Raw genomic sequence first — 23,612 nt, 5'->3', positions numbered from 1 at the left:
CAGCCCGGCCACGATCGACTCGCTTTCCTGGAAATCGGGCCATCCGACGCGCTGGGACACCCCGATTTCCAGGAAAGCGAGTCGATCACCCGGTCTGAGGCCGGGATGGCACCGGGGTCATGCCCCTCCGGGCACTCCCGGCGTGACAGCCTCCAGGGGAGGGGCCGGAGTGGGGGCCGGGCCGGCGGTGCGGGCGCGCAGCAGGACGATCATGGTGGCGGCGACCACGACGGAGCCGATGGTGTAGCCGAGCTCGACCCGCAGCGCGGTGGAGACCGGGGCGAGCGTGGCGACGACCAGCGCCGCCACGCCGACGGCCCACGCTGCTGCCTGCGCCCGGTGCCGGTCGAGGGCGAGCAACCCCTGGCCGAGCACCATCGCCCACAGGTAGGCGAGGGTGGCCGCGGCGAGCCAGGCGAAGTCGCCGTGGCCGAGGACGTCCGGCGCGTCGAAGAGGGTCTGCACCAGCCACGGGCCGAGCAGCACGGCGACCACGGCGCCGGTGAGGCCGAGCGCGGTGACCACCCCCAGTGCCCGGCGTAGAAGGCTGTGGAAACCGGTGAGGTCGCCGGTGGTGGCGCTGGTGGCGAGGCCGGGTAGCAGGGAGGCCTGCAACGAGGCGAAGACGAACAGCGGGATCCGGACCAGCACCAGCGCGGAGAGCAGCGCGCCGGCGGTGGCCACGTCGGACGGGTCCAGCACCCGGACGTTGATCACGCCGATGTTGACCACGACCTGGGAGAGCAGGCTGGACACGATGAGCAGGCCGAGGCCGCGCAGCAACGGCGCCCAGGCCACCGGGACGCCACCGCCGAGGGCCCGCAGCACCGGCGGGGCGGTGAGCGCCACCCCGATCAGTGGCGCGACGATCAGCACCGCGCCGTACCAGATGGGGGAGGTGACCCCGGTCAGGCCGAGCACGGCGACGAGAACGATGCGCAGACCGCCGTCGACGCCGAGTTGGGTGCCGTACCAGGGGAACAGTTGCAGGCCGGAGAGCACGCCCCGGGTGGTGTGCGCGACGGCGAGCGCGGCGAGCGACCCGATCAGCACGGTGACCATGCGGCTGTCGCCGGCGAAGAGCCGGTCGGTGAGCGGCGCACGGGCCGCGATGATCAGCGCGACGACGACGACGAGCAGGCCGAGGGCCAGGGCGGCACCCCGGGCCAGAACCGGCCCGGGCGGCAGGCCCTGGCTGTGCCGCCCGGCCACGAGCCGGGCGACCTCCTGCTCGACGGGCATGAACAGGCCGATGCCGAGGGTGAAGACGATCGTCCAGAGCACCGACAGCGACGAGTAGTCCGCCACGGTGAGGCTGTGCCCGGCGACAGCCAGGTGAACGTAGGAGGCGAGCCCCAGCAGGGCCAGGCCCGCGCCGACGGCGACGGTGCCCGGTGGGACCAGACTCAGGAGCCGCCGGATCACCTGCGGATGAGCGCCAACGTGAGAACGGCGAACGCGCGGCCGAGGTAGATCATCGCCTTGGCCGGGGAGTGGCTGGGGGTGCCGGCCATCCGCTTGCGCATGGCCACCGGCACCTGGCGGATGGTGTAGCCGCGCCGGGCGGTGTGCACGAGCGTCTCGACGGTGTCGCCCAGGTACTCCACCGGGTACCAGGTGGCGAACATGTCGATCACCCGACGGTTGGCGGCCCGGAACCCGGAGGTGGTGTCGGTGAGCTTGGTGCGGGCGACGCGGGACAGCACGCCGGAGAGCATGACCATGGCCCAGCGGCGGGGGCCGCGGACGCTGTAGTCACCCTCACCGGCGAACCGGGCGCCGATCACCAGATCCGTCTCGTCGAGCAGGTCGACGAGCTTCGGCACGTACCGGGGATCGTGCTGGCCGTCCGCGTCGATCTGGATGGCCACGTCGTAGTCGTGGTCCCGGGCGTACCGGTAGCCCAGCCGCATGGCGCCGCCGACACCCAGGTTGTAGGGGAGCTTGGCGACCCGGGCGCCGGCCGCGGCGGCGACGTCGGCGGTGCGGTCGGTGGAGCCGTCATCGACGACGAGCACGTCGACGCCCGGCAACTCGCCACGGACCTCGCCGACCACGTCGGCGATCGAGCCGGACTCGTTGAGCGCCGGGATGATGATCAGGACCCGCTTGCCGTTAACCATCGTGCGACACCAGTTCGTCTCGGGCCGCCCGGTCCGCGTCGATCTCGGCGCGGAGCAGAGCGAAGTCTTCGGCCAGGGTGCGGGTCTCTTCCTCCAGGGCGCTGACCTCCCAGCTGAGGTGCACGCAGACCAGCAGCAGGAAGACGATGCCGAGGAAGAGCACCAGGCTCACGCCGGAGGCGACGCCGAGCAACTCGGCGACGTTGTCCAGCAGTCGGGGGAAGAGCGACAGCGGGATGATGATCACCAGGACGCCGAGCCAGAGCATGCCGTACTTCTCGCGGAGCTGCCGGCGGCGCAGCAGCTCGACGATCGTGGCCAGCAATATCAGGCCGGTCAAGCCGGTGACGAGGGTGAGCTTCATGCGACCTTCCACGAGGAGGGTGGAGCGGCGGAGGCGAACGCGGCGACCAGGGTGGTGCGCCAGCCCTCGAGGGGTGACACACTCGCGGCGGCCCAACGGCCGTGCCCTAGCAGACTGTACGCCCGTCGGAGGGCGGAACGGGGGGACAGGTCGTCGCTGATTGGCCGGAACCGGTCGGAATCCCCGCCACGCAGCGCGAACACCGAACGGCCCGGGCCGGACCAGATGGTACGGCCGACGCCGGGGACGAGCGGTCGGGTCATGCGGTCGGTGCCGCCTTCAACGGCTCCCACCAGGCGCGGTTGTCGCGGTACCACTGCACGGTCTGCGCCAGGCCGTCGGCGAGATCGATGCTCGGGGCGTACCCCAGCTCTTCATTGATCTTGGTGATGGCCAGCGAGTAGCGCCGGTCGTGGCCCTTGCGGTCCGCGACCGGGACGACCCGGTCCCAGCCGGCGCCGCAGGCGTCCAGGAGCAGACCGGTGAGCTCCTTGTTGGTCAGCTCGGTGCCGCCGCCGATGTTGTAGACCTCGCCGGCGCGGCCCTTCTGCTGGACCAGCGCGATGCCCCGGCAGTGGTCGTGCACGTGCAGCCAGTCGCGGATGTTGCCACCGTCGCCGTAGAGCGGAACGGTGCCGCCGTCGAGCAGGTTGGTGACGAACAGCGGGATGACCTTCTCCGGGAACTGGTACGGCCCGTAGTTGTTGGAGCAGCGGGTGACCACCACGTCCATGCCGTGGGTGCGGTGGTAGGCCAGGGCGAGCAGGTCCGAGCCGGCCTTCGAGGCCGAGTACGGGGAGTTCGGGGCGAGCGGCCACGTCTCAGTCCACGAGCCCTCGTCGATCGAGCCGTACACCTCGTCGGTGGAGACGTGCACGAAACGGGCGGTGCCGTGCCGCAGGGCGGCGTCCAGCAGCGTCTGGGTGCCCAGCACGTTGGTGGTGACGAACGGCGCGGCGCCGGCGATCGAGCGGTCGACGTGCGATTCGGCGGCGAAGTGCACGATCACGTCGTGCCCCGCGACCACCTCGTCGACCGTGGCCGGGTCGCAGATGTCGCCCTGCACGAAGCGCAGCCGAGGGTCGTCGCGTACCGGGTCGAGGTTCGCCAGGTTGCCCGAGTAGGTCAGCTTGTCGAGCACTGTCACGGCGGCGGGATCGACCGCGGGCACGCCCGAGGCGCTGCCACCAGGCACGCCCAGCAGCATGCGGACGTACTCCGAACCGATGAAGCCGGCACCGCCGGTGACGAGGATCCTCACGGGTCCAGGAGTGTACGCGAAACGGCGAGCCGGCCGGGGGCGGCGACCACCGACATGCCGGCGGCCGATTGCGGCTAAGCTCCCCCGGTGCGCGGAATCCTACTCGCCGGCGGCACCGGCTCCCGGCTCTGGCCGATCACCCGGGCAGTGTCCAAGCAGCTGATGCCGGTCTTCGACAAGCCGATGATCTACTATCCCCTCTCCACCCTGGTGATGTCCGGGGTTCGGGAGATCCTGGTGATCACCACACCGGAGGACCAGGACCAGTTCCGCCGGCTGCTCGGCGACGGCAGCCAGTTCGGGCTGCGGCTGGAGTACGTCACGCAGGCCCGCCCGGAGGGCATCGCACAGGCGTTCGTGCTGGGGGCCGACTTCATCGGCGACGACTCGGTCGCGCTGATCCTCGGCGACAACATCTTCCACGGCGTCGGCCTGGGCCGGCAGCTGGCTGCCCACGGCGACCTGGTCGGCGGTCGGGTGTTCGCGTACCCGGTGGCCAACCCCGAGGCGTACGGCGTGGTGGACTTCGACGCCGACGGCCGGGTGCTCTCGATCGAGGAGAAGCCGGCCCGGCCGAAGTCCCGCTACGCGGTGCCCGGCCTGTACTTCTACGACAACCGGGTGGTCGAGATCGCCAGCAAGCTCACCCCCAGCGCCCGGGGCGAGCTGGAGATCACCGCGATCAACGAGACGTACCGGGAGAACGGCGAGCTGACCGTCACCGTGCTCGACCGGGGCACCGCCTGGCTGGACACCGGCACGTTCAACTCGATGATGCAGGCCGGCGAGTTCGTCCGGGTCATCGAGGAGCGGCAGGGGCTGAAGATCGGCTGTATCGAGGAGGTGGCCTGGCGGGCCGGCCTCATCGACGACGACCAGTTGCGTGCTCTGGCCGAGCCGCTGACCAAGAGCGGCTACGGCGACTACCTGATCGGTCTGCTGGCCGAGAAGCACGACCGGCAGGTGGGCCGATGAAGATCCGTGAGCTGGGCATCGAGGGCGCCTGGGAGATCACGCCCCAACAGCACGGCGACCAGCGCGGCATGTTCATGGAGTGGTACCGCTTCGACAAGCTCGCCGAGGCGGTCGGCCACCCGCTGCGCCTGGCCCAGGCCAACCTGTCGGTCTCGGCGCGCGGCGTGGTGCGCGGCATCCACTTCGCCGACGTGCCGCCCGGCCAGGCCAAGTACGTCACCTGCGTGCGCGGCGCCGTCCTCGACGTGATCGTGGACCTGCGGGTGGGCTCGCCGACCTTCGGCCGGTGGGAGGGCGTCCGGCTGGACGACGCCGACCGGCGGGCGGTCTACCTCAGCGAGGGCCTCGGGCACGGCTTCTGCGCGCTGACCGACGACGCGACGCTGAGCTACCTCTGCTCGGCCACGTACAACCCGACCGGCGAGCACGGTGTGCACCCGCTGGACGAGGAGTTGGGCATCGACTGGCCGGCGGACGTCCCGCTGCTGTCCGCCCGCGACGACGCGGCGCCGACCCTCGCCCAGGCCCGGGAGCGCGGCATGCTGCCGGAGTACGACAACTGCCGGCAGTTCGTGGCGAGCCTCGGGCCGGACGGAATGTCGCACTCAACCGGTATGTGACCACGCCCGACGTACCACCTGTGGTGTGACAGTGACGAACGGGGCCTCCGGGCGGCTAATGTCACACCATGGAGCGGCGAATCTTCGGCCTCGAGACCGAGTACGGCGTCACCTGCACCTATCGCGGGCAGCGGCGGCTGTCCCCGGACGAGGTCGCGCGGTATCTGTTCCGACGCGTCGTGTCCTGGGGCCGGTCGAGCAACGTCTTCCTGCGCAACGGGGCCCGTCTCTACCTGGACGTCGGGTCGCACCCGGAGTACGCGACACCGGAGTGCGACTCGGTGACCGACCTGGTCGCCCACGACCGGGCCGGCGAGCGGATCCTGGAGGGGCTCCTCGTCGACGCGGAGAAGCGGCTGCACGACGAGGGCATCGCAGGTGAGATCTACCTGTTCAAGAACAACACCGACTCGGCCGGCAACTCGTACGGCTGCCACGAGAACTACCTGGTCTCCCGGCACGGCGAGTTCGGTCGGCTCGCCGACGTGCTCATCCCGTTCCTGGTGACCCGGCAGTTGATCTGCGGGGCCGGCAAGGTCCTGCAGACCCCGCGCGGCGCGGTCTACTGCCTGTCGCAGCGGGCCGAGCACATCTGGGAGGGCGTCTCCTCGGCCACCACCCGCAGCCGCCCGATCATCAACACCCGCGACGAGCCGCACGCCGACGCCGAGCGGTACCGACGGCTGCACGTCATCGTCGGTGACTCGAACATGAACGAGGTCACCACGCTGCTCAAGGTCGGCACCGCCGACATCGTGCTGCGGATGATCGAGGCCGGGGTGGTGATGCGCGACCTGTCGCTGGAGAACCCGATCCGGGCGATCCGCGAGGTCTCGCACGACATCACCGGCCGGCGCAAGGTGCGGTTGGCCTCCGGCAAGGAGGTCAGCGCGCTCGACATCCAGCAGGAATACCTGGCCAAGGCCACCGAGTTCGTCGAGCGCCGGGGCGGCGACCAGGCCGCCAAGCGGGTCGTCGAGCTGTGGGGCCGAGTCCTGAACGCGGTGGAGACCGGCGACCTGGAGCCCGTCTCCCGGGAGATCGACTGGGTCAGCAAGCTGCGGCTGATCGAGCGCTACCAGCGCAAGCACGACCTGCCGCTGTCGCACCCCCGGGTGGCGCAGTTGGATCTGGCCTACCACGACGTACGCCGCGGACGCGGCCTCTACGGGCTGCTGGAGCGCCGGGGCGAGGTCGACCGGGTGGCCACCGACCCGGAGATCTTCGAGGCCAAGGAGACCCCGCCGCAGACGACCCGGGCGCGGCTGCGCGGCGAGTTCATCCGGCACGCGCAGGAGAAGCGGCGGGACTTCACCGTCGACTGGGTGCACCTGAAGCTCAACGACCAGGCGCAGCGCACCGTGCTCTGCAAGGACCCGTTCCGCGCGTACGACGAGCGGGTGGAACGGCTGATCGCCAGCATGTGACGGGTGTGCCGGCCCCGGCGGTGGTGACCGCCGGCGGGGCCGGCCAGCCCGGTAGGCTGGGCGCGCCATGACGACTTCTGGACCTTCCGACCCCACCGGGCGCCCCGAGCGGCAGAACTGGGTCGAACGCCGGCGCGAAAAGATCCGCGCCGAGGTCGACCGCAACCGGCGCGGCGACTACACCGTGCCGACGTGGGTGCTGGCCCTGGCCCTGGCCCTCATCGTGGGCGGCTGGCTAGCCCTGATCTTCCTAGCCTGACCGCCCCGCCCCTTGCCCCGCCTCCCGCTCCACCCTCCCGTGTCGATCATGGAGTTGTGGTGGGGGAGGAAAGCCGTATAGCGCCAGGAGTCAGGCACCATAACTCCATGATCCACCGGATCGGGGGTGGGGCGGGGCAGCGCGGGGAGTGTCAGGGGTGGGTTAGCAGGGTTGTCGCGTGGCGGCCGGCTGCTGCTGCTGTGAGGAAGTAGGCGTGGTCGGCGTCGAGGCCACGGCCCATCGTGGACAGCGGCACGGTGCTGGCCCGCAGCGCGGCGTCGAGACCGGCGGTGGGCACCCGCACGATCCGGTGCCGGGCCGCCAGCGGCGCCAGCGCCGTGTCGACCTCGGCGGTCAGCGCCGGGGCCAGGCCCTCGGGCACGACCAGTTCCGCGGGAGCGAGCGCCACCCGCCCGTACGCGGTGAGGCTGTGGTGCGACACCCCCCGGTGCCGGGGGCGGGCGTCGGCGTCGGAGATCCGCAGTGAGCCGACCGCCCGACCGCCGAGCGTGACGATCGCGTTGACGGCCTCGCCGACGGCCACTCCGGAGAAACCCCACCGGGTGCCGGTGCCCAGGTTGCCCGGTCCCTGCGCCACGATTGCCACGTCGGCGTCGAGCACGTGGCGGGCGGCGAGCAGGCCGCCGTGCAGGGTCGTGGCCTCCAGGTCGCCGCCGAACGACTGCCCGACGGTGATCGTGCCGGCCAGTTCGGCGCGCAGCCCGGCCAGGGTGCGGGAAAACCAGGCCGGCAACGCCCCGCCGTCGGTCAGCAGGTACGCCACCCGGGCGTGCGGGGCATCGGCCCGGATACCGGCCAGGATCGCCGGCAACGCCGAGTGCAGATCGGCGGTGACCACCGGCATCCCGCCCAGGTCGTCGGCGTCGGCCAGTACGTCGCGGTGCGGCGACGCCTCCTCGTCGACGCCGAGCAGGATCGGCTGCAGCGGCGTGTAGCGGGCCTTGACGAGGTGCCCGGCGTCGCGGGTGTCGAGCGCCTGTGGCGGGTCGGGCGGGAGCCGGTCCGGCAGGGCCACCACCAGGGCGTACCCGCCGGTGCCCAACCCCATCAGCAGCGCACCGGCGTTGAGCAGCACCCGGTCGCCGGGCTCGGGCGTGCCGACCAGTTCGGGATAGGCCAGCGCCCGCATCCGGGTGCCGTCGGGCAGGTCGACGTCGAGCTCCACCGCCCCGGTCCACTGCCGTCGCAGCCCCGCCACCGTCCCCGCCCGCCATCGCACCATGACGGGCACGCTAGCGGCGCGTGCCCGCTGCCCCGCGTCCGGGTGGTCCCGCCGCTGGGTGCGTGGCTCAGGTCGGGTCGGGTTCGTCGCCGGCGTCGTCGCTCGGCCTGGTCTGGGTGTGGCGGGCCTTCCCGGCGGCCCCGGGCAGCGAGCGGGTGGGATCGAGGAAGACGTAGCGGATCTCCCGGTACCGCTCGGTGAGCCGCCGCTCGGCCTCGTCGGCGGTGGCCTCGATGGCCGCGCCGGTGGCATCGTCGCGGAAGTCGACCTTCGCGGCGACCAGGACGTCGTCCGGGCCGAGCTGCATGGTCAGCAGGGTGTCGATCCGCTCCACCTCGGGCAGGCCGGCCAGGTCGTGCTCGATCTCGCGACGCAGCCGTTCCGGCACCGCCCGGCCGACCAGCAGCGACAGGTTGTTGCTGGCCAGGATGCCGGCGACGGCCAGCAGCAGCACCCCGATCAGGATCGACGCGATGCCGTCCCACACCTCGTCGCCGGTGGCCTCGGACAGGCCGACCCCGAGCGCGGCCAGCAGCAGCCCGATCAGGGCCGCGCTGTCCTCCAGGAAGACCGCCTTGACGGTGGTGTCGGCGGTCAGCCGCAGGAATCGCCGGGGTGTGGTCCGCCAGCGCCGGGACTCGCGGCGAACCTGCCGCACGGCCCGCGCCAGCGAGATCGACTCGATGACGAACGACACCGCCAGCACGACGTACGAGATCATGTAGTCGCCGCTGTGCTCGTGCACGAGGATGGTGGTGACGCCGTGGGTGACGGCGAAACCGGCGCCGGCCACGAAGGTGAACATCGCGGCGAAGAACGCCCAGACGTAACTTTCCTTGCCGTACCCGAAGGGGTGGCGGGGGTCCGCCGGCCGGGCGCCCCGGCGCAGCGCCTGGAAGAGCAGCACCTCCGTGGTGGTGTCGGCGACCGAGTGCGCCGCCTCGGAGAGCATCGCCGCCGAGCCGGAGATCAGCCCGGCGACCAGCTTCGCGATGGCGATGGCGAGGTTGGCGGCACCGGCGACGACCACCGTGCCGACGCTCTCGCTCTCGGTCTTCATCTCCGCTTGCGCCATGAGGGCCACACTATGGCCGGCGTCGGCGACGCGTCGGATAGACGCAGGGGACACCACCGATCCGAACAAGTGTGCGGCACGCCCCGCGCGGGTGCACGCCCGCGCGGTGTCGGCTGCTAGCGTCTACCCGTGTCGCGGACCCGCACCGAACGCCTGGTCAACCTGGTGATCTGCCTGCTGTCCACACGACGGTTCCTGACCGCCGCGCAGATCGCCGCGACCGTGCCCGGTTACGAGCACGATCCGGACGACGCGCGTGACCACGAGGCCTTCCAGCGCAAGTTCGAACGGGACAAGGCCGAGCTGCGTGAGCTGGGTGTCCCGCTGGAGACCGGCACGGCCAGCGTCTTCGACGCCGAGCCCGGCTACCGGATCGCCCACCGCGAGTACGCGCTGCCCGACATCCCCCTCGAGCCGGACGAGGCCGCCGCGGTGGGCATCGCCGCCCGCCTGTGGCAGCACGCAGGGCTGGCGGCCGCCGCGTCGTCCGGGCTGGCCAAGCTGCGCGCCGCCGGGGTGGACGTCGATCCGCAGGCCACCCTGGGTCTGGAGCCGATGGTCACCGTCGACCCGTCCTTCGCGCCGCTGACCACCGCCGCGCGGGACCGCCGCGAGGTCGGGTTCGACTACCGCGTACCCGATCGGGACGCGCCCAGCCGTCGGCGCTTGCAGCCCTGGGGCGTGGTCTGCTGGCGTGGCCGGTGGTATGTGGTCGGCCACGACCTGGACCGCGAGGCCACCCGCTGCTTCCGCCTGTCCCGCGTCGTCGGCGCGGTCCGGGTGACCGGCGCGCCCGGCGCCTACGAGCCGCCGGCCGGTGTCGACCTGATCAGCCACGTGGCGCGCTGGTCGGGCCCGGTGGAGCGCACCGGCCGTGCCACAGTGCTGGCCGCGCCGGGCCGGGCCGCCGGCCTGCGTCGCTGGGCGGTGGAGGTGACCGCCGGTCCGGACGGCGACCGGCTGGTCCTGCCGTACGCCGACCCGGACGGGCTGGCCGGCCAACTCGTCGGGTACGGCCCGGACGTGCGGGTCCTCGACCCGCCGGAGGTCCGCGAGGCGGTCATCCAGCGGCTCAAGGAGATCGCCGCCCGACACGACGAGCTGGCTGTCGCGGGGGGTGCCCGGTGACCCGGCCGGCTGCCCGTGGCGGCTCCCGGGCCTCCGCCGACCGGTTGGCCCGGCTGCTCAACCTGGTGCCCTACCTGCTGGCCCGGCCCGGCATCGAGATCGCCGAGGCGGCCGGTGACCTGGGTGTCACCGAACGCCAGCTCCGTGAGGACCTGGAGCTGCTCTGGGTGTGCGGGCTGCCCGGTTACGGCCCCGGTGACCTGATCGACATGGCCTTCGACGGTGACCGGGTGACCATCACCTACGACGCCGGCATCGACCGGCCGCTGCGGCTCACCCCCGACGAGGCCCTCGCGCTCGTGGTGGCGCTGCGGATGCTCGCCGAGACGCCCGGGGTGGCCAACCGGGACGCCATCGAACGGGCCCTCGCCAAGATCGAGGACGCCGCGGGCGACCTGGTGGGCGCGCCGGTGGCGGTGCGGCTGCCCGGCGACGCCCGGCGCGTCGAGGCTCTGCGTGCCGCCGTGGAGGGCGGCCGCGCGCTGCGGATCACCTACTACACGGCCGCACGGGACGAGACCACCGACCGCGTCATCGACCCGTTGCGGATGCTGATGGTCGGCGGCCGGGCGTACGTGGAGGCGTGGTGCCGGCGTGCCGAGGCGGTCCGGTTGTTCCGCGCCGACCGGATCGACGCGATCGTCGAGCTGGACGAGCCGGCCGCCGTCCCGCCGCAGGCTGTCCCGCACGACCTCAGCGGGGGCGTCTTCCACCCCTCGCCCGACCTGCCGCTGATCACCCTGCGCATCGGGCGGGGCGAGCGGTGGATCACCGAGTACTACCCGTGTGAACAGGTGGAGGCCGGTGACGGCGACCAGTGGCTCGTCTCACTGCGGGTGACCGACCTGGGCTGGGCCCGCCGGTTCGTGCTCGGTCTCGGCCCGGACGCCACGGTGGTCGCCCCGGTCGAGCTGGCCGAGCAGGTCCGGGCGACCACCGCCGCCGCGCTCGACGCGTACGCCGTGCCCGTGACCACCACCACGCCACGGCGGCCGGAGGCCGACCTGGCCACGCCCGAGGCCGGTACGGCGATCCCCGACGCCGCGACGTCCGGCCCGCTCGGCGTGCCGTCGGCCGATCCGGCGACGGCCGGCCGCACCCAGTAGGCTGACCGGCGTGTTGACGTGGATCGTGCTCGCGGTGGTGCTGCTCCCGCTCGTGGTGCTCGCGCTGGCCGTACGACCGGTGCTGACCCGACTGCCCCAGCTGCGTCGCGCCTCGGTGGCGCTGCAGCGTCGGGCCGGCGAGGCCGAGATGCTGCGGGAGACCGCCGAGGCGTTGCAGCAGCGCGCCGAGGGGGTCCAGCAGCAGCTCGACACCGCTCAGCAACGCCTCGCCCTGATCAAGGCCAAGCGCGGCTGATCGACGGGCGTCAGCACCAGGTCGGGGCGACGGTTGACGGATCATCCCGGTTGGTCAAGACTTCACCGACCGGGCCAGGACCACCACCGCCCGGCAGGTGGCAATTGGCTCGTCCGCACGTACGATGGGCTGCGTACCACCCCCGGACACAGAGCGACTGGAGCTTCTCATGGGTGCCCTCAAGCCGTGGCACATCGCGGTTCTCGTGGTTGTGCTGATCCTGCTCTTCGGTGCGAAGCGGCTCCCCGACGCGGCCCGCTCGCTGGGCCGCTCGCTGCGGATCATCAAGGCCGAGACCAAGAGCCTGCAGGACGACGACCGCGACCTCGCCGAGAAGGCCGACGCGCAGGCCAGCTACCAGCCGCTGCCGCCGCACGCCGGTCAGCAGGCACCGTACGCCGGTCAGCCGCAGCAGGCGCCGTACCAGCAGGCGCCGCAGCAGCCGGTCGCCGACCCGGTGCACCGCGTCCGCGACAACTGACCGAGAGGCCCCACCACCGTGGCCTTCGCACTGCGTAAGCGCGGCCCAAAGGCGTTCGAGCGGGCCGCCGACGGCTCGATGACGCTCATCGAGCACGTCCGCGAGCTGCGCGATCGGTTGTTCCGCGCCTCGCTGGCGATCGTCGCCGGCCTGATTCTTGGCTTCTTCCTGGCCCAGCCGGCCTTCGACCTGTTGAAGGAGCCCTACTGCAGCCTGCCGGGCGCGCGGGATGCGCTCGGCAACTGTCATCAGTTCCTTCAGCTGTCACCGGCGGACGGTTTCATCCTGAAGCTGAAGCTGGCGCTGTGGATCGGTCTGATCGCAGGGGCGCCCGTCTGGCTGTACCAGCTCTGGGCGTTCATCGCACCCGGGCTGCACCGAAACGAGCGTAAATGGGCGTACGTCTTCGTCTCGATCGCGGCGCCACTGTTCGCCGGTGGTGCCGTCCTGGCCTACCTCGTGGTCGACAAGGGCCTCGCCTTCCTGTTGGAGGCGGGCGTCACGGGTCTCTCCACCCAGCTGGAAGTCACTCGGTACATTTCGTTCGTCACGAACATGATCCTGTTGTTCGGGGTGGCGTTTGAGTTCCCGCTCATCCTGCTGATGCTCAACTTCACCGGCGTGGCCAGCGCCCGTCGGTTGCTGAGCTGGTGGCGCGCGGTCATCTTCATCTCCTTCGCTTTCGCCGCCATCGCGACCCCGGATCCGGGTCCGTTCGGCATGACCCTGCTGGCGCTCTCCCTGTCACTGCTCTACTTCGTGGCGGTCGGGGTGGCGTTCATCAACGACAAGCGGCGTGGGCGTGGCAAGGAGGTCTACGCCGGCCTCGACGACGACGAGGTGTCGCCGTTGGAGCACGACGCGGATCCGGTCGTGGCCGGGCAGCGGGTCGACGCGACCGCGCCGATCGGCGTCCCCGAGCCGATCGCCAAGCCGGCGCCGATCGAGCGCCGCTACGACGACATGACCTGACGGCCCCGCGCCGATTGGTCTCGCCGACGCCGTCCCCGCCTGCCGGGGGCGGCGTCGCCGCGTCAGCCGCCCACCACCGCCGGCCACGGGGTCGGCCCGGCCGGCCCTCGCGGGGCCTACCGCGGCGCTGGCGGCGGAATTGATCGTGACGTCGCAGGGGTGACCGGCGGGTGTCCGGGCGGTACGGTGCTGCCCGTGACCGCAGACGATCACCTGCCCGGCGCGCTCGCCGATGGTCCCGTCGCCGTGCTCGCCAACCCGACGGCCGGTCGGGGGCGGCACCGCGCGCTGCTGCCCCGGCTGCTGGACGGGTTGGCCGCCGCCGGCCGGCCGGTGCGGCTGCTGTCGGCGTCCGATCCGGGCGAGGCGGAGGCGGCGTGTCGTGCCGCGATCGCGGAGGGGGCCGGCGCGCTGGTCGCGATCGGTGGGGACGGCACAGTGCACCAGGCGCTTCAGGCGGTCGCCGGCACCGGTGTGCCGTTCGGCCCGGTGCCGGCGGGCACCGGTAACGACTTCGCGGTCGACACCGGGTTCCCGGCCGACCCCCTCGCGGCGGTGGCGGTGATGGTCGAGGCGCTGCGCGCCGGGCGGACCCACGCCGTCGACCTGGCCCGGATGATCGACGGCGAGGGCACCGAGCGCTGGTACGGGGCGGTCCTCGCGGCGGGGTTCGACGCGATCGTCAACGAGCGGGCCAACCGGATGCGGTGGCCGCGCGGCCCTCGCCGGTACGACCTGGCGATCCTGGTCGAGTTGGCCCGGCTGCGACCCCGCCGCTACACGCTGCGCCTCGACGGGGTGCCGCACGAGCTGGACGCGGTGCTGGTGGCGGTCGGCAACTGCCCGACGTACGGCGGTGGGATGCGGATCTGCCCGGACGCCGACCCGACCGACGGGCTGCTCGACGTGGTGGTGGCCGGCCGGGCCGACCGGCGAACCCTGGTCCGGGTCAAGCCGCGCATCTACCAGGGCACCCACGTCCACCACCCGCTGGTGACCAGCTACCGGGCCCGCACGGTGGAGGTGGCGGCCGACGGCATCGTCGGGTACGCCGACGGGGAGCGGTCGCTGGCCCTGCCGGTGACGATCAGAGCGGTGCCGGGGGCCGTGCGGCTGCTGCTCTGACCCGTACCGCGCCGATGCTGGCCGCGATGACCAGCACGATGGCGGCGCACTCCAGCAGGGTCAGCTCCTGGCGCAGCACCAGCCAGCCGGCGAGCGTGGCGATGGCCGGGCCGAGGCTCATCAGCACCGCGAAGGTGGCGGTGGGCATCCGGCGCAGCGCCAGCAGTTCCAGCGTGTAGGGCAGCCCGGAGGCGAGCACCGCCAGCGCCGTGCCGAACGCCAGCACGGTCGGGTCGATCAGGGCGGCCCCGCCGTCGACGATCCCCAGGGGGAGGGTGACCAGCGCGGCGAGGGTGAGCGCCAGCGCCAGGCCCTGCGCGCCCGGGAACCGGCCGCCGACCCGGGCGCTGAGCACGATGTACGCGGCCCACATGACGCCCGAGCCGAACGCGAAGGCCACGCCGGCCGGGTTGAGACGGTCGAAGCCGCCCTGCCCGAGCAGTGCCACCCCGGCCAGCGCCAGCCCCGCCCAGCACCAACTGGCCAGCCGGCGGGCGGTGAACACCGACAGCGCCAGCGGGCCGAGCACCTCCAGGGTCACCGCCGGGCCGAGCGGGATCCGTTCGATGGCCTGGTAGAACAGCGAGTTCATGCCGGCCAGCGCCAGCCCGAAGCCACCCACCGCGAGCCAAGCCGACCGGTCGTACCCGCGCAGTCGGGGCCGGCACACGATGAGCAGCAGCACGGCCGAGATCGCCAGCCGCAGGGTCACCGCGCCGGCCACCCCGGTCCGGGGGAAGAGCAGCGCGGCCACGGCGGAGCCGAACTGCACCGACAACGCCCCGCCGAGCACCAGGCCCACGGCAGCGACGCCACCGCGGCGTTCGGGGGGCGCGGCGGCCGGGCTCGGCGCAGGCAGCAGGGTGTCCGTCACGGCACGACGCTAGGCGATCGGCGGCGGCCGTTCTCGGGCGGCTCCCGAGGCTGGCCGCTCGCGCCAACAGGGCCGTACGTGGTCGCCAACCAGGTGCTACCGGCGTACCGTCGCGGGTATGACCAGCGCGATGCGGAAACTGTCGATCTCCGTGCCACCCGACGTGGCCGAGCGCCTGGAGCGCGAGGCCAACGCGAGCGCCTACATCACGCAGGCCGTCCGGGACCGGATGCGTCTGGACGCCCTGGACGCGGAGCTGGCCCATCAGGGCATCCAGATCACCGAGCAGGGCGTGGCCGAGGCGCGTGCCCGTCGTGCCGCCGTGGAGGCCGAGTGGTCGCCGGAGCGCCGGAGTGCTCTGCGGGAGCGGGCACGCCAGCACCTGCTGGACACCGCCGAGCAGCCCGCCGCGTGACCCACGAGGACGACCGGCCCGTCCGGCTGGTGCTGGACCGGTCGGCGTTGCTGGCCTACCTGACCGGGTCGGTGCACGTCGGGGAGCCGCTGCATGAGGTCATCCAGGACCGCAACAGGTTCGGCGTCACCGCCGTGACCGCGGCGGAGACCCTGACGCTCGTCAGCGACCCGAAAGACCGGGCGACCCTGCACCGACTGCTGACCCTTGACGCCTGCGCGGTGCTCTCCACCGAGGGGCACTCCTGGCACGAGCTCAGCTACTGGCGCACGGTGACCGGCCGCGTCGATCTGGCGACCACCGCGCTGGCCGTACTCGAACACGACGCCTCGATCCTGACCGGCGAGGATCGGTACGGCGACGGCGAGCTACCAGTGATCCACATTCCCGGCTGACGGCACAGAAACCCGCGGGTCAGGCCGGCAGGGCCAGGTCCAGCACCGCGCCGAGCCCGTTCTCCCGCCCCGGGTCGGCGGCCGGCAGGACCAGCACCGCGCAGCCGGCGGCCACCGCGCCCGCGTCCGCCGGTGTGTCGCCGACCATCAGGGTCTGCTCCGGGTCGACGCCGAGCATCCCGCAGGCCCGCCAGAAGATCGCCGGGTCGGGCTTGCAGCGCCCCACCTCGTACGACAGCACGAACGCGTCGACGAGATCGGTCAGCCCCCAGGCGTCGAAGTGTGGCCGCAGGTCGAACCCGATGTTGCTGACCACCGCCACCCGCACGCCGGCGTCGCGCAGCGCGGCCAGCGTGGGGGCGGTGTCCGGGTAGGGCAGCCAGCCCTCGGCGATCAGCAGCCGCTCGTAGAGCGCGTCGGCGAAGCCGTCGATGCCCGCGTCGACGGTCTCGGCCAGCCCGGTGTACGCGGCCCGGTGGGCGTGCGCGTAGAGGTCCCGGTCGGCCCACAACTCGGCCAGCCGGGGTGGCACCCGTGCCGGCAGTGGCCCGCCGGCCCGCCCGGCGGTCAGGAGCCGGTCGGCCAGCGAGGTGGCGCGAACCCGGTCCAGGGTGACCCCGCACGCGGCCGCGGCCTCCAGCACCCACTGCCGGGGCTCCTCCACCTGGGCGAGAGTGCCGTGGAAGTCGAAGAGCACCGCCTTGACGGGCCGTCGGGACGCCCGGGGGGCGGCGGCGTCCTCGACACTGCCCGGCGGACTGGTCTGGGGCGATTCGGCGTGGTCCGGCACGCCGTGCACCCTACCGACCGCCGCCGACGGCCCCTCCGGACGGCCTTGTCGGGTGTCGTGTCCCGGCACGCACTAATCTTGGTGCCATGTCGAGCCCCGCCGAGCGCTACGCAGCGACGCGCCACCGGGCCGCGCAGGCCTCACAGTTCCCGGCGCTGGACGAGTTCGCCCTTGACCTGGGGTTCGACCTCGACGACTTCCAGCGGGAGGCGTGTCAGTCGTTGGAGCGGGGCAGCGGAGTGCTGGTCTGCGCTCCCACCGGCGCCGGCAAGACGGTGGTCGGGGAGTTCGCCGTACACCTGGCGTTGCGCGGGCGGCCCGACGACCCGGCGGCGGCCGACGGCGCGGAGACGCCACCGACGCGGCGCAAGTGCTTCTACACGACGCCGATCAAGGCGCTGTCCAACCAGAAGTACCACGACCTGGTCGCCCGGTACGGCGCCGAACAGGTCGGCCTGCTCACCGGTGACAACGCGATCAACGGCGACGCGCCGGTGGTGGTGATGACCACCGAGGTGCTGCGCAACATGCTCTACGCGGGCTCCAGCACCCTGCAGGGGCTGGCCTACGTGGTGATGGACGAGGTGCACTACCTCGCCGACCGGTTCCGCGGTGGCGTGTGGGAAGAGGTGATCATCCACCTGCCCGCCTCGGTGACCCTGGTGTCGCTGTCGGCGACGGTGTCCAACGCCGAGGAGTTCGCCGACTGGTTGGTCACCGTGCGTGGCGAGACCGCCGTGGTGGTCAGCGAGCACCGGCCGGTGCCGCTGTGGCAGCACATGCTGGTCGGCAAGCGGATGTTCGACCTGTTCCACGACGCCGACGCGGCCCGCAAGCACGACGTGCACCCGGAGTTGCTGCGCTACACCCGCGACCAGACGCGCCGTCTGGAGTTGGGGGAGGGGCGCAGCGCCGGGCCGGGCGCCGGTCGGCGTGGCCCGCGTTGGCGCGGCCCGATGCGCCCGGACATCGTCGACCGGCTGGACCGCGAGGGTCTGCTGCCGGCGATCCTGTTCATCTTCAGCCGGGCCGGCTGTGCGGCGGCGGTGCAGCAGTGCCTCGCCGCCGGGCTGCGGCTCACCTCGCCCGACGAGCGGGCGGAGATCCGCCGGGTGGTCGAGTCCCGGGTCACCGCCATCCCCGGCGAGGACCTGACGGTGCTGGGCTACTGGGAGTGGCTCGACGGGTTGGAGCGCGGCCTTGCGGCCCACCACGCCGGCATGCTGCCGGTGTTCAAGGAGATCGTCGAGGAGCTGTTCGTCCGTGGCCTGGTCAAGGCGGTCTTCGCCACCGAGACCCTCGCGCTGGGCATCAACATGCCGGCCCGCTGTGTGGTCCTGGAACGGCTGGTCAAGTACAACGGTGAGGCGCACGTCGACCTGACCCCGGGGGAGTACACGCAGCTCACCGGGCGTGCCGGCCGGCGTGGCATCGACGTCGAGGGGCACGCCGTCGTGGTGTGGTCCCCGGAGACCGATCCGCGGCACGTGGCCGGGCTCGCCTCCACCCGCACCTATCCGCTGCGGTCCAGCTTCCGGCCCTCGTACAACATGGCGGTGAACCTGGTCGGCACCGTCGGCGCGGAGCCGGCCCGGGCGCTGCTGGAGTCGTCGTTCGCCCAGTTCCAGGCGGACCGGTCGGTGGTCGGCCTGGCCCGGCAGGTGCAGCGCAACACCGAGAGCATCGAGGCGTACGGCGCGGAGGCCGCCTGCCACCACGGCGACTTCGACGAGTACTTCGCATTGCGGGTGGCGATCGCCGACCGGGAGAAGGCCATCGCCCGGCAGGGGCAGACCCAGCGCAAGGCCGCCGCCGTGGCCTCGCTGGAGCGGCTGCGGGTCGGCGACGTGATCCGGGTGCCGTCGGGCCGGCGGGCCGGCCTGGCCGTGGTGCTGGACCCGGCGACCGGCGGTTTCGGCGAGCCGCGCCCGCTGGTGCTCACCCAGGATCGCTGGGCGGGGCGCGTGAGCCCCGGCGACTTCACCACCCCGGCCGAGGTGCTGGCCCGCATCCGGGTGCCCAAGCACTTCAACCACCGGTCACCGGCAGCCCGACGCGACCTCGCCGCCGAGGTCAGCGGCACCGGGCTGGACCGGCATGGCGGCCGACGCGGTGGTCGCTCCCGGCAGGCGGCCGGCGAGGACCACCGGATCAGCCAGCTCCGCACCGAGCTGCGTAACCACCCCTGCCACGCCTGCCCCGAGCGGGAGGAGCACGCCCGCTGGGCGGAGCGCCGCCGACGGCTGGAGCGCGACACCGAGGAGCTGCGCGAGCGGGTGTCCGGGCGTACCGGGTCGCTCGCGCGGACGTTCGACCGGATCGTGGCGCTGCTGACCGAGCGCGGTTACCTCGCCCGCGACGGCGCGGTCACCGACGCGGGTCGGATGCTCGGCCGGATCTGGACCGAGGCGGACCTGCTGGTCGCCGAGTGCCTGCGCCGAGGCGTGTGGAACGGGCTGTCGCCGGCCGAGTTGGCCGCCGCGGTGTCCGTGGTGGTCTTCGAGGCGCGCCGCGACGTCGACGAGCGGGCGTCGCTGCCGCGCGGCCCGGTGGCCGACGCGGTGGACGAGACGCTGAAGCTGTGGGGCGAGATCGAGGCCGACGAGGCGGCGCGCGGTCTGACCGCGACCCGGGAGCCGGATCTCGGCTTCGCCTGGCCGGTCTACCGGTGGGCGCGGGGCGAGGCGCTGGCCAAGGTGCTCGGCAGCGGGCACGAGATCGACGGTGAGATGCCGGCCGGCGACTTCGTCCGGTGGGCGCGGCAGGTCGTCGACCTGCTCGGTCAACTTGCCGACTCTGGCGGCGCGGCGCCGGAGCTGCGCTCCACCGCCCGGCAGGCGATAGCGGCCATCAACCGGGGCGTTCTGGCGTACCACACCTCAGCCTGACGATCACTTTCGGTCAACACTGCTACTGAATCGACGCAGCGGAGGGTCACCACAACAGCACCCCCCGGATCGCCCGGGGGCTGCTGTTGCGCCTGCTCACAGCACACCTGATCATTGCCCGAGCGCCGTGCGTACGCGCTGGTAACGAGTGGGGAGCAGACCGCCATGGCGGAGATCAATCATTTTGAGTACGGGTGGATCACACCCGCGTTGAGTTACGCGCTGTCCGTCCTCGGGTCGATCCTCGGACTCGTGTGCGCCGGCCGCATCCGTACGGCCCGCACCAGCGGGCAGCGCGCCTGGTGGGGCCTTCTGGCCGCCTGGGCACTCGGCGGCACCGCGATCTGGGCGATGCACTTCATGGCCATGCTCGGCTTCGCCGTCGCAGGCACCCGCATCCGGTACGACGTGCCCCTCACCGCCGCCAGCACCGCGGTCGCCGTGGTGGCGGTCGGCATCGGCCTTGCCATCGTGGGCACCGGCCGGCTGAACCCGGCACGGCTGATCGCCGGCGGTGTCTTCACCGGCGCCGGTGTCGCGGCCATGCACTACATGGGCATGGCGGCCATGCACCTCAACGGCAGCCTGCGCTACGACGCCATCCGGGTCGTGCTCTCGGTGGTCATCGCGATCGTCGCGGCCACCGTCGCGCTCTGGCTCGCCATGACCGTCCGGCGCGGCCTGGTGATCTTCGCCTCCGCCCTGGTCATGGGCATCGCCGTGAACGGGATGCACTTCACCGGCATGAGTGCCCTCTCGGTGCACCTGCACGAGCGCCAGGGCGGCGTGGTCGGCACCGGGGTGAGCGCGCTGCTGGTGCCGATCATCCTGGCGGTGGTCTTCGGAGTGGTCGGTCTGCTCTACGCCCTGCTGGCCGCGCCCACCGACGACGACCGGGCCGCAACGGCGTACCTGGAGGCACGCCGGATTCCGGAGCAGCCGGCGACGCCGGTGGCCGCGCCGGACCCGGTCGGGCTGCGCGCCCGCACCACCCTCGGCCAGCCCGGCACCCCGTTCCCGTCGCGCCGGGACAACCCGCCCCGCTGACTCGACAGTCAGCTCACCAGGCCCGCCCGGTAGGCGTAGACGACCGCCTGCACCCGGTCGCGCAGGTCGAGCTTGGTGAGGATGCGCGACACGTGGGTCTTCACGGTCTCCTGGCTGATTACCAGCCGGGCGGCGATCTCGCCGTTGGACAGGCCGGTGGCGACCAGGCGCAGCACCTCCAGCTCACGCGGGGTCAGGCCGACGTCGTCCACGGCGCTCCCGGCCGGCCGGATCCGCTCCGCGTACCTGCCCACGAGTTGCCGGGTCACCTCGGGCGCCAGCAACGAGGCGCCGGACGCGACGGTGCGGATGCCGTGCAGCAGTTGCGCCGGAGGGGCGTCCTTGAGCAGGAAACCGCTCGCTCCGGCGCGCAGCGCCTCGTAGACGTACTCGTCGAGGTTGAACGTCGTCACCACGAGCACCTTGACGGGATCGGCAACCCCGGGGCCGGCCAGCAGCCGGGTCGCCCCGATGCCGTCGAGGATCGGCATCCGTACGTCCATGACGACCACGTCCGGGCGCAGCCGGCGGGCGAGGTCGACAGCGTCGCGCCCGTTGCCGCACTCGCCCACCACGTCGATGTCGGGCTGGGCGTCGATGATCGTCGCGAAGCCGGTGCGGATCAGCTCCTGGTCGTCGCAGACAAGCACCCGGATAGACGCGGTCACGACGGGCTCCCGGTGGGGATGCGGGCCCGCACGACGAAACCGCCGCCCGCCTGCCGTTCCGCGCTGAACTCGCCACCGAGCACGTCGACCCGTTCACGCAGCCCCGCGAGGCCGCGCCCGCTCCCCCCGGGCGTCGCGGCGGGCGAGCCAGATCCGTCAGTGCTGACGTTCACCGAGGTGTCCCTTTCGCCGTGCCGTACGTGGACGATGGTGCGGCTGCCCTGGGCGTGCTTGAGGGCGTTCGTCAGCGCCTCCTGCACGACCCGGTAGGCGACGACCTCGGCGCCGCCGGTCACCCCCGCGGGGCTGCCCTCCTCGGTGAACTCCACCGGCTGCCCGGCCCGGCGGGTCTGCTCCACGAGGGCGCGCAGGTCGCCGACGGCCGGCGTACGAGGGTCGGTGCCGTGGTCGGGGTTGAGCAGGTCGAGCAGATGCCGCAGGTCGGTGATGGCCCGCCGGCCGGTGTCGGTGATGGCGGTCAGGGTCGTGTCGAGGCGCTCGGGGGCGGCGGTCAGGTAGCGCGCCGCCTCCGCCTGCACGACCATCGCCGTCACGTGGTGGGTCACGACGTCGTGCAGTTCACGGGCGATGAGGGTGCGTTCGGCGTTGCGGGCGGAAACGGCTACGTGGTGACGGCGTTCGGCCTCGGCCGCCCGGGACTGCCGCAGCCACGCCCCGACGCCCCACGCGAAGGCCAGCATCAGGTAGAACGTGCCGAACCCGAGCAGACCCTCGGTCGCCCCCTGCCGGTGCAGGGCGACGGCCAGCGACAGGTACGCGGCGGAGGCCAGGACCACGGCGGTACGCCTGTGGTGGTCGAGGTGGGCCGCCGCGCTCACCAGCGCGATGGCAAGCCCGGCACCCGCCACCGTGTGGTAGGCCCGGAGCTGGTCGAGCGCGAAACCGAGGGCCACCAGGGTAAGGCAGAGCGCCGGCCAGCGTCGACGGACGGCGAGCGGCAGGCACTGGAGGAGGATCGCCACGGCGGTCAGCGCGTCGAAGGGACGCGCCGGCAGGTCGCCGAGCTGCGTCCCGCGGTCCTGCAGCGCCGGCACCACCGACGCGGCGGCGAGCAGCAGTGCCACCGGGAGATCCCGGACCGTGACGGCGTGCTGCCGCCACCGGTCCAGGAACGTCCGACGGTCGATCACGCGGTGACTGTAACCGTCGCCGGGGCGACGGCCGCGCGGCGGCGACGCGGGACGATGGTGCCGCGGCGGTGAGCCATCCACATGAACCCCGCGGTCATCAGCACGCCCGCCGTGACCGCGAACACGCTCGCCTCGGGGCCGAAGTTACCCCCGGTGAGCAGCGCCGGGCCCGACATCGCCGTCTCCAGCAGGCCCTTCGACTGCTCGTTGCCCGAAACCACGGAGCTGAAAATGCCGCCCGCGGCGATGTTCCAGCCGAAGTGCAGGCCGATCGGCAGCCACAGGTTGCGGGTGGCGGCGTAGGCGGCGGCGAACATGAACCCGGCCTCGATCGTGATCGCGGTCGCGCCCCACAGGCTGGCATCCGGGTTGGTCAGGTGCATCATGCCGAACGCCACGCCGGTGAGGAGCAGGGCGATCCAGGTGCCGGCGCGTTCCTCGATGATGCGGAACAGGACGCCGCGGAAGAGCACCTCCTCGGTCACGGCGGCGGCGGCCATGAACCCGACCAGCCCCATCGCGCCCGTCGCCGAACCGAAGCCGTTGATGTGGTACTCGGCGAAGAGCGCGATGTTGACGAGTACGGCCACGAACATCCCGACCCCGAGCACCGTTCCCAGGCCGGCCTGCGAGACGGCTCCGGCCCTCGCGAGTTCGGTGACCGCGCGACGTTCGGTACGCCGTACGACCCAGATGTAGACGAGGATGGAGAGCACGGACGTCAACACACCGAGTGGCAGGGTGAGCCAGTCGTTGCCCTGCACGGCGACGATGGCCTGGCCGCCGGCGAAGGCGACCGCCGCGACGGCCACGAGTTGCTTTACGAAACGCATTGGAGTCCTTCCCAAGGCCGTTGCACGGGCGCAGCGGCTTGGGTTGAACGCTATTTTTTCGCCTGCCGGAAATCGTCACCGCTCGGAGCGCACCTGCGGTAGCTCGCACGGGGGACAAGCCAGGTGCCGAGCGGGC

25 protein-coding genes are annotated in these 23,612 nt (G+C 72.5%); 14 read left to right on the top strand and 11 right to left on the bottom strand.

Annotation, left to right across the window (positions count from 1 at the left end; translation table 11 throughout):
- Positions 1-117: 117 nt before the first annotated feature.
- The 4 genes from ABZ780_RS20735 to rfbB form a co-directional block, all read right to left on the bottom strand.
- Positions 118-1,425, bottom strand: coding sequence for a polysaccharide biosynthesis protein (locus ABZ780_RS20735; protein WP_357001417.1), 1,308 nt, complete (start codon positions 1,423-1,425; stop codon positions 118-120).
- Entirely contained in the window at positions 1,422-2,123 is a 702-nt protein-coding gene (locus tag ABZ780_RS20730) for a glycosyltransferase family 2 protein (RefSeq protein WP_357001414.1), read from the bottom strand. The genes ABZ780_RS20735 and ABZ780_RS20730 overlap by 4 nt, the downstream gene beginning before the upstream one ends.
- Positions 2,116-2,487, bottom strand: a complete 372-nt coding sequence (locus ABZ780_RS20725) for a DUF2304 domain-containing protein (RefSeq protein WP_357001412.1) — start codon at positions 2,485-2,487, stop codon at positions 2,116-2,118. Before ABZ780_RS20725 ends, ABZ780_RS20730 begins: the two co-directional genes overlap by 8 nt.
- A gap of 259 nt (positions 2,488-2,746) precedes the next feature.
- On the bottom strand, positions 2,747-3,748 hold the full coding sequence (rfbB, locus tag ABZ780_RS20720; protein WP_357487075.1) for a dTDP-glucose 4,6-dehydratase: 1,002 nt from the start codon (positions 3,746-3,748) through the stop codon (positions 2,747-2,749).
- An 87-nt stretch (positions 3,749-3,835) separates the two neighbouring features.
- On the opposite strand from rfbB, the gene rfbA reads away from it, so the two are divergent.
- The 4 genes from rfbA to ABZ780_RS20700 all read left to right on the top strand — a co-directional run bounded on the left by rfbA (position 3,836) and on the right by ABZ780_RS20700 (position 7,029).
- The gene (rfbA, locus tag ABZ780_RS20715; RefSeq protein WP_357001407.1) at positions 3,836-4,723 is read left to right on the top strand and encodes a glucose-1-phosphate thymidylyltransferase RfbA; all 888 of its coding nucleotides are present in this window, start codon (positions 3,836-3,838) and stop codon (positions 4,721-4,723) included.
- A complete protein-coding gene (gene rfbC, locus ABZ780_RS20710) occupies positions 4,720-5,343 on the top strand; it encodes a dTDP-4-dehydrorhamnose 3,5-epimerase (RefSeq protein ID WP_357487073.1) in 624 nt (207 codons plus the stop codon). Before rfbA ends, rfbC begins: the two co-directional genes overlap by 4 nt.
- Before the next feature lie 68 nt (positions 5,344-5,411).
- The gene (gene pafA, locus ABZ780_RS20705; protein WP_357001402.1) at positions 5,412-6,770 is read left to right on the top strand and encodes a Pup--protein ligase; all 1,359 of its coding nucleotides are present in this window, start codon (positions 5,412-5,414) and stop codon (positions 6,768-6,770) included.
- Positions 6,771-6,837: 67 nt separating this feature from the next.
- Positions 6,838-7,029, top strand: coding sequence for a hypothetical protein (locus ABZ780_RS20700; protein ID WP_357487071.1), 192 nt, complete (start codon positions 6,838-6,840; stop codon positions 7,027-7,029).
- A 151-nt stretch (positions 7,030-7,180) separates the two neighbouring features.
- Here the strand turns inward: ABZ780_RS20700 and ABZ780_RS20695 are convergent, their stop codons facing one another.
- On the bottom strand, positions 7,181-8,272 hold the full coding sequence (locus tag ABZ780_RS20695; RefSeq protein ID WP_357487069.1) for a DUF3866 family protein: 1,092 nt from the start codon (positions 8,270-8,272) through the stop codon (positions 7,181-7,183).
- A 67-nt stretch (positions 8,273-8,339) separates the two neighbouring features.
- On the bottom strand, positions 8,340-9,347 hold the full coding sequence (locus tag ABZ780_RS20690) for a cation diffusion facilitator family transporter (RefSeq protein WP_357001396.1): 1,008 nt from the start codon (positions 9,345-9,347) through the stop codon (positions 8,340-8,342).
- Between the two features lie 129 nt (positions 9,348-9,476).
- Here ABZ780_RS20690 and ABZ780_RS20685 point away from each other — a divergent pair, with 129 nt between their 5' ends.
- The 6 genes from ABZ780_RS20685 (at position 9,477) to ABZ780_RS20660 (ending at position 14,415) form a co-directional block, all read left to right on the top strand.
- Positions 9,477-10,475: a WYL domain-containing protein gene (locus tag ABZ780_RS20685; protein ID WP_357001393.1), complete on the top strand. Its 999-nt coding sequence runs from the start codon at positions 9,477-9,479 to the stop codon at positions 10,473-10,475.
- Positions 10,472-11,581 carry a YafY family protein gene (locus tag ABZ780_RS20680; RefSeq protein WP_357001390.1) on the top strand — a complete coding sequence of 370 codons (1,110 nt, stop codon included), beginning with the start codon at positions 10,472-10,474 and terminating at the stop codon, positions 11,579-11,581. The genes ABZ780_RS20685 and ABZ780_RS20680 overlap by 4 nt, the downstream gene beginning before the upstream one ends.
- A 10-nt stretch (positions 11,582-11,591) precedes the next feature.
- Positions 11,592-11,837 (top strand): hypothetical protein, encoded by a 246-nt coding sequence (locus ABZ780_RS20675; protein ID WP_357001387.1) that lies wholly within the window; start codon positions 11,592-11,594, stop codon positions 11,835-11,837.
- A gap of 169 nt (positions 11,838-12,006) precedes the next feature.
- A complete protein-coding gene (gene tatA / locus ABZ780_RS20670; protein ID WP_357001384.1) occupies positions 12,007-12,318 on the top strand; it encodes a Sec-independent protein translocase subunit TatA in 312 nt (103 codons plus the stop codon).
- 18 nt (positions 12,319-12,336) lie between these two features.
- Positions 12,337-13,290, top strand: a complete 954-nt coding sequence (gene tatC / locus ABZ780_RS20665; RefSeq protein ID WP_357001381.1) for a twin-arginine translocase subunit TatC — start codon at positions 12,337-12,339, stop codon at positions 13,288-13,290.
- A 186-nt stretch (positions 13,291-13,476) separates the two neighbouring features.
- On the top strand, positions 13,477-14,415 hold the full coding sequence (locus tag ABZ780_RS20660; protein WP_357001379.1) for a diacylglycerol kinase family protein: 939 nt from the start codon (positions 13,477-13,479) through the stop codon (positions 14,413-14,415).
- Here ABZ780_RS20660 and ABZ780_RS20655 read toward each other — a convergent pair.
- On the bottom strand, positions 14,378-15,289 hold the full coding sequence (locus tag ABZ780_RS20655) for an EamA family transporter (protein ID WP_357001376.1): 912 nt from the start codon (positions 15,287-15,289) through the stop codon (positions 14,378-14,380). The genes ABZ780_RS20660 and ABZ780_RS20655 overlap by 38 nt on opposite strands.
- Positions 15,290-15,407: 118 nt before the next feature.
- Here ABZ780_RS20655 and ABZ780_RS20650 point away from each other — a divergent pair, with 118 nt between their 5' ends.
- Positions 15,408-15,704 (top strand): hypothetical protein, encoded by a 297-nt coding sequence (locus ABZ780_RS20650; RefSeq protein ID WP_357001374.1) that lies wholly within the window; start codon positions 15,408-15,410, stop codon positions 15,702-15,704.
- On the top strand, positions 15,701-16,099 hold the full coding sequence (locus ABZ780_RS20645) for a hypothetical protein (RefSeq protein ID WP_357001372.1): 399 nt from the start codon (positions 15,701-15,703) through the stop codon (positions 16,097-16,099). Before ABZ780_RS20650 ends, ABZ780_RS20645 begins: the two co-directional genes overlap by 4 nt.
- Positions 16,100-16,118: 19 nt before the next feature.
- Here the strand turns inward: ABZ780_RS20645 and ABZ780_RS20640 are convergent, their stop codons facing one another.
- Positions 16,119-16,898, bottom strand: coding sequence for an HAD-IA family hydrolase (locus ABZ780_RS20640; RefSeq protein ID WP_357002774.1), 780 nt, complete (start codon positions 16,896-16,898; stop codon positions 16,119-16,121).
- Positions 16,899-16,975: 77 nt separating this feature from the next.
- Between ABZ780_RS20640 and ABZ780_RS20635 the strand changes: the two genes are divergently transcribed.
- Positions 16,976-19,777 (top strand): DEAD/DEAH box helicase, encoded by a 2,802-nt coding sequence (locus ABZ780_RS20635; RefSeq protein WP_357001369.1) that lies wholly within the window; start codon positions 16,976-16,978, stop codon positions 19,775-19,777.
- A gap of 165 nt (positions 19,778-19,942) precedes the next feature.
- Entirely contained in the window at positions 19,943-20,824 is an 882-nt protein-coding gene (locus ABZ780_RS20630) for an MHYT domain-containing protein (protein ID WP_357487067.1), read from the top strand.
- An 8-nt stretch (positions 20,825-20,832) separates the two neighbouring features.
- On the opposite strand, the gene ABZ780_RS20625 is transcribed toward ABZ780_RS20630, so the two are convergent.
- Genes ABZ780_RS20625 through ABZ780_RS20615 form a run of 3 tightly spaced genes read right to left on the bottom strand, consistent with a single transcriptional unit; the run spans position 20,833 to position 23,476 of the window.
- Positions 20,833-21,492 (bottom strand): response regulator transcription factor, encoded by a 660-nt coding sequence (locus tag ABZ780_RS20625; protein ID WP_357487065.1) that lies wholly within the window; start codon positions 21,490-21,492, stop codon positions 20,833-20,835.
- Positions 21,489-22,643, bottom strand: a complete 1,155-nt coding sequence (locus tag ABZ780_RS20620) for a histidine kinase (protein WP_357487063.1) — start codon at positions 22,641-22,643, stop codon at positions 21,489-21,491. Before ABZ780_RS20620 ends, ABZ780_RS20625 begins: the two co-directional genes overlap by 4 nt.
- Complete coding sequence (locus ABZ780_RS20615; RefSeq protein WP_357487062.1) at positions 22,640-23,476, bottom strand: CPBP family intramembrane glutamic endopeptidase; 837 nt, start codon at positions 23,474-23,476, stop codon at positions 22,640-22,642. The genes ABZ780_RS20620 and ABZ780_RS20615 overlap by 4 nt, the downstream gene beginning before the upstream one ends.
- Positions 23,477-23,612 lie beyond the last annotated feature (136 nt).

The sequence above is a fragment of the Micromonospora sp. NPDC047467 genome (genome assembly GCF_040643095.1).
Lineage (GTDB): Bacteria > Actinomycetota > Actinomycetes > Mycobacteriales > Micromonosporaceae > Micromonospora.
The sequence above is the reverse complement of the archived record's forward strand: the minus strand, read 5'-3'. Positions and strand labels throughout refer to the sequence as shown.

Bases quoted from the DNA above. Each gene is read 5' to 3' on its own strand.
- ABZ780_RS20695 (WP_357487069.1), bottom strand. From the start codon at position 8,272: ATGGTGCGATGGCGGGCGGGGACGGTGGCGGGGCTGCGACGGCAGTGG.
- tatA (WP_357001384.1), top strand. From the start codon at position 12,007: ATGGGTGCCCTCAAGCCGTGGCACATCGCGGTTCTCGTGGTTGTGCTG.
- ABZ780_RS20730 (WP_357001414.1), bottom strand. From the start codon at position 2,123: ATGGTTAACGGCAAGCGGGTCCTGATCATCATCCCGGCGCTCAACGAG.
- rfbC (WP_357487073.1), top strand. From the start codon at position 4,720: ATGAAGATCCGTGAGCTGGGCATCGAGGGCGCCTGGGAGATCACGCCC.
- ABZ780_RS20650 (WP_357001374.1), top strand. From the start codon at position 15,408: ATGACCAGCGCGATGCGGAAACTGTCGATCTCCGTGCCACCCGACGTG.
- pafA (WP_357001402.1), top strand. From the start codon at position 5,412: ATGGAGCGGCGAATCTTCGGCCTCGAGACCGAGTACGGCGTCACCTGC.
- ABZ780_RS20635 (WP_357001369.1), top strand. From the start codon at position 16,976: ATGTCGAGCCCCGCCGAGCGCTACGCAGCGACGCGCCACCGGGCCGCG.
- ABZ780_RS20615 (WP_357487062.1), bottom strand. From the start codon at position 23,476: ATGCGTTTCGTAAAGCAACTCGTGGCCGTCGCGGCGGTCGCCTTCGCC.
- ABZ780_RS20630 (WP_357487067.1), top strand. From the start codon at position 19,943: ATGGCGGAGATCAATCATTTTGAGTACGGGTGGATCACACCCGCGTTG.
- ABZ780_RS20725 (WP_357001412.1), bottom strand. From the start codon at position 2,487: ATGAAGCTCACCCTCGTCACCGGCTTGACCGGCCTGATATTGCTGGCC.
- ABZ780_RS20700 (WP_357487071.1), top strand. From the start codon at position 6,838: ATGACGACTTCTGGACCTTCCGACCCCACCGGGCGCCCCGAGCGGCAG.
- ABZ780_RS20690 (WP_357001396.1), bottom strand. From the start codon at position 9,347: ATGGCGCAAGCGGAGATGAAGACCGAGAGCGAGAGCGTCGGCACGGTG.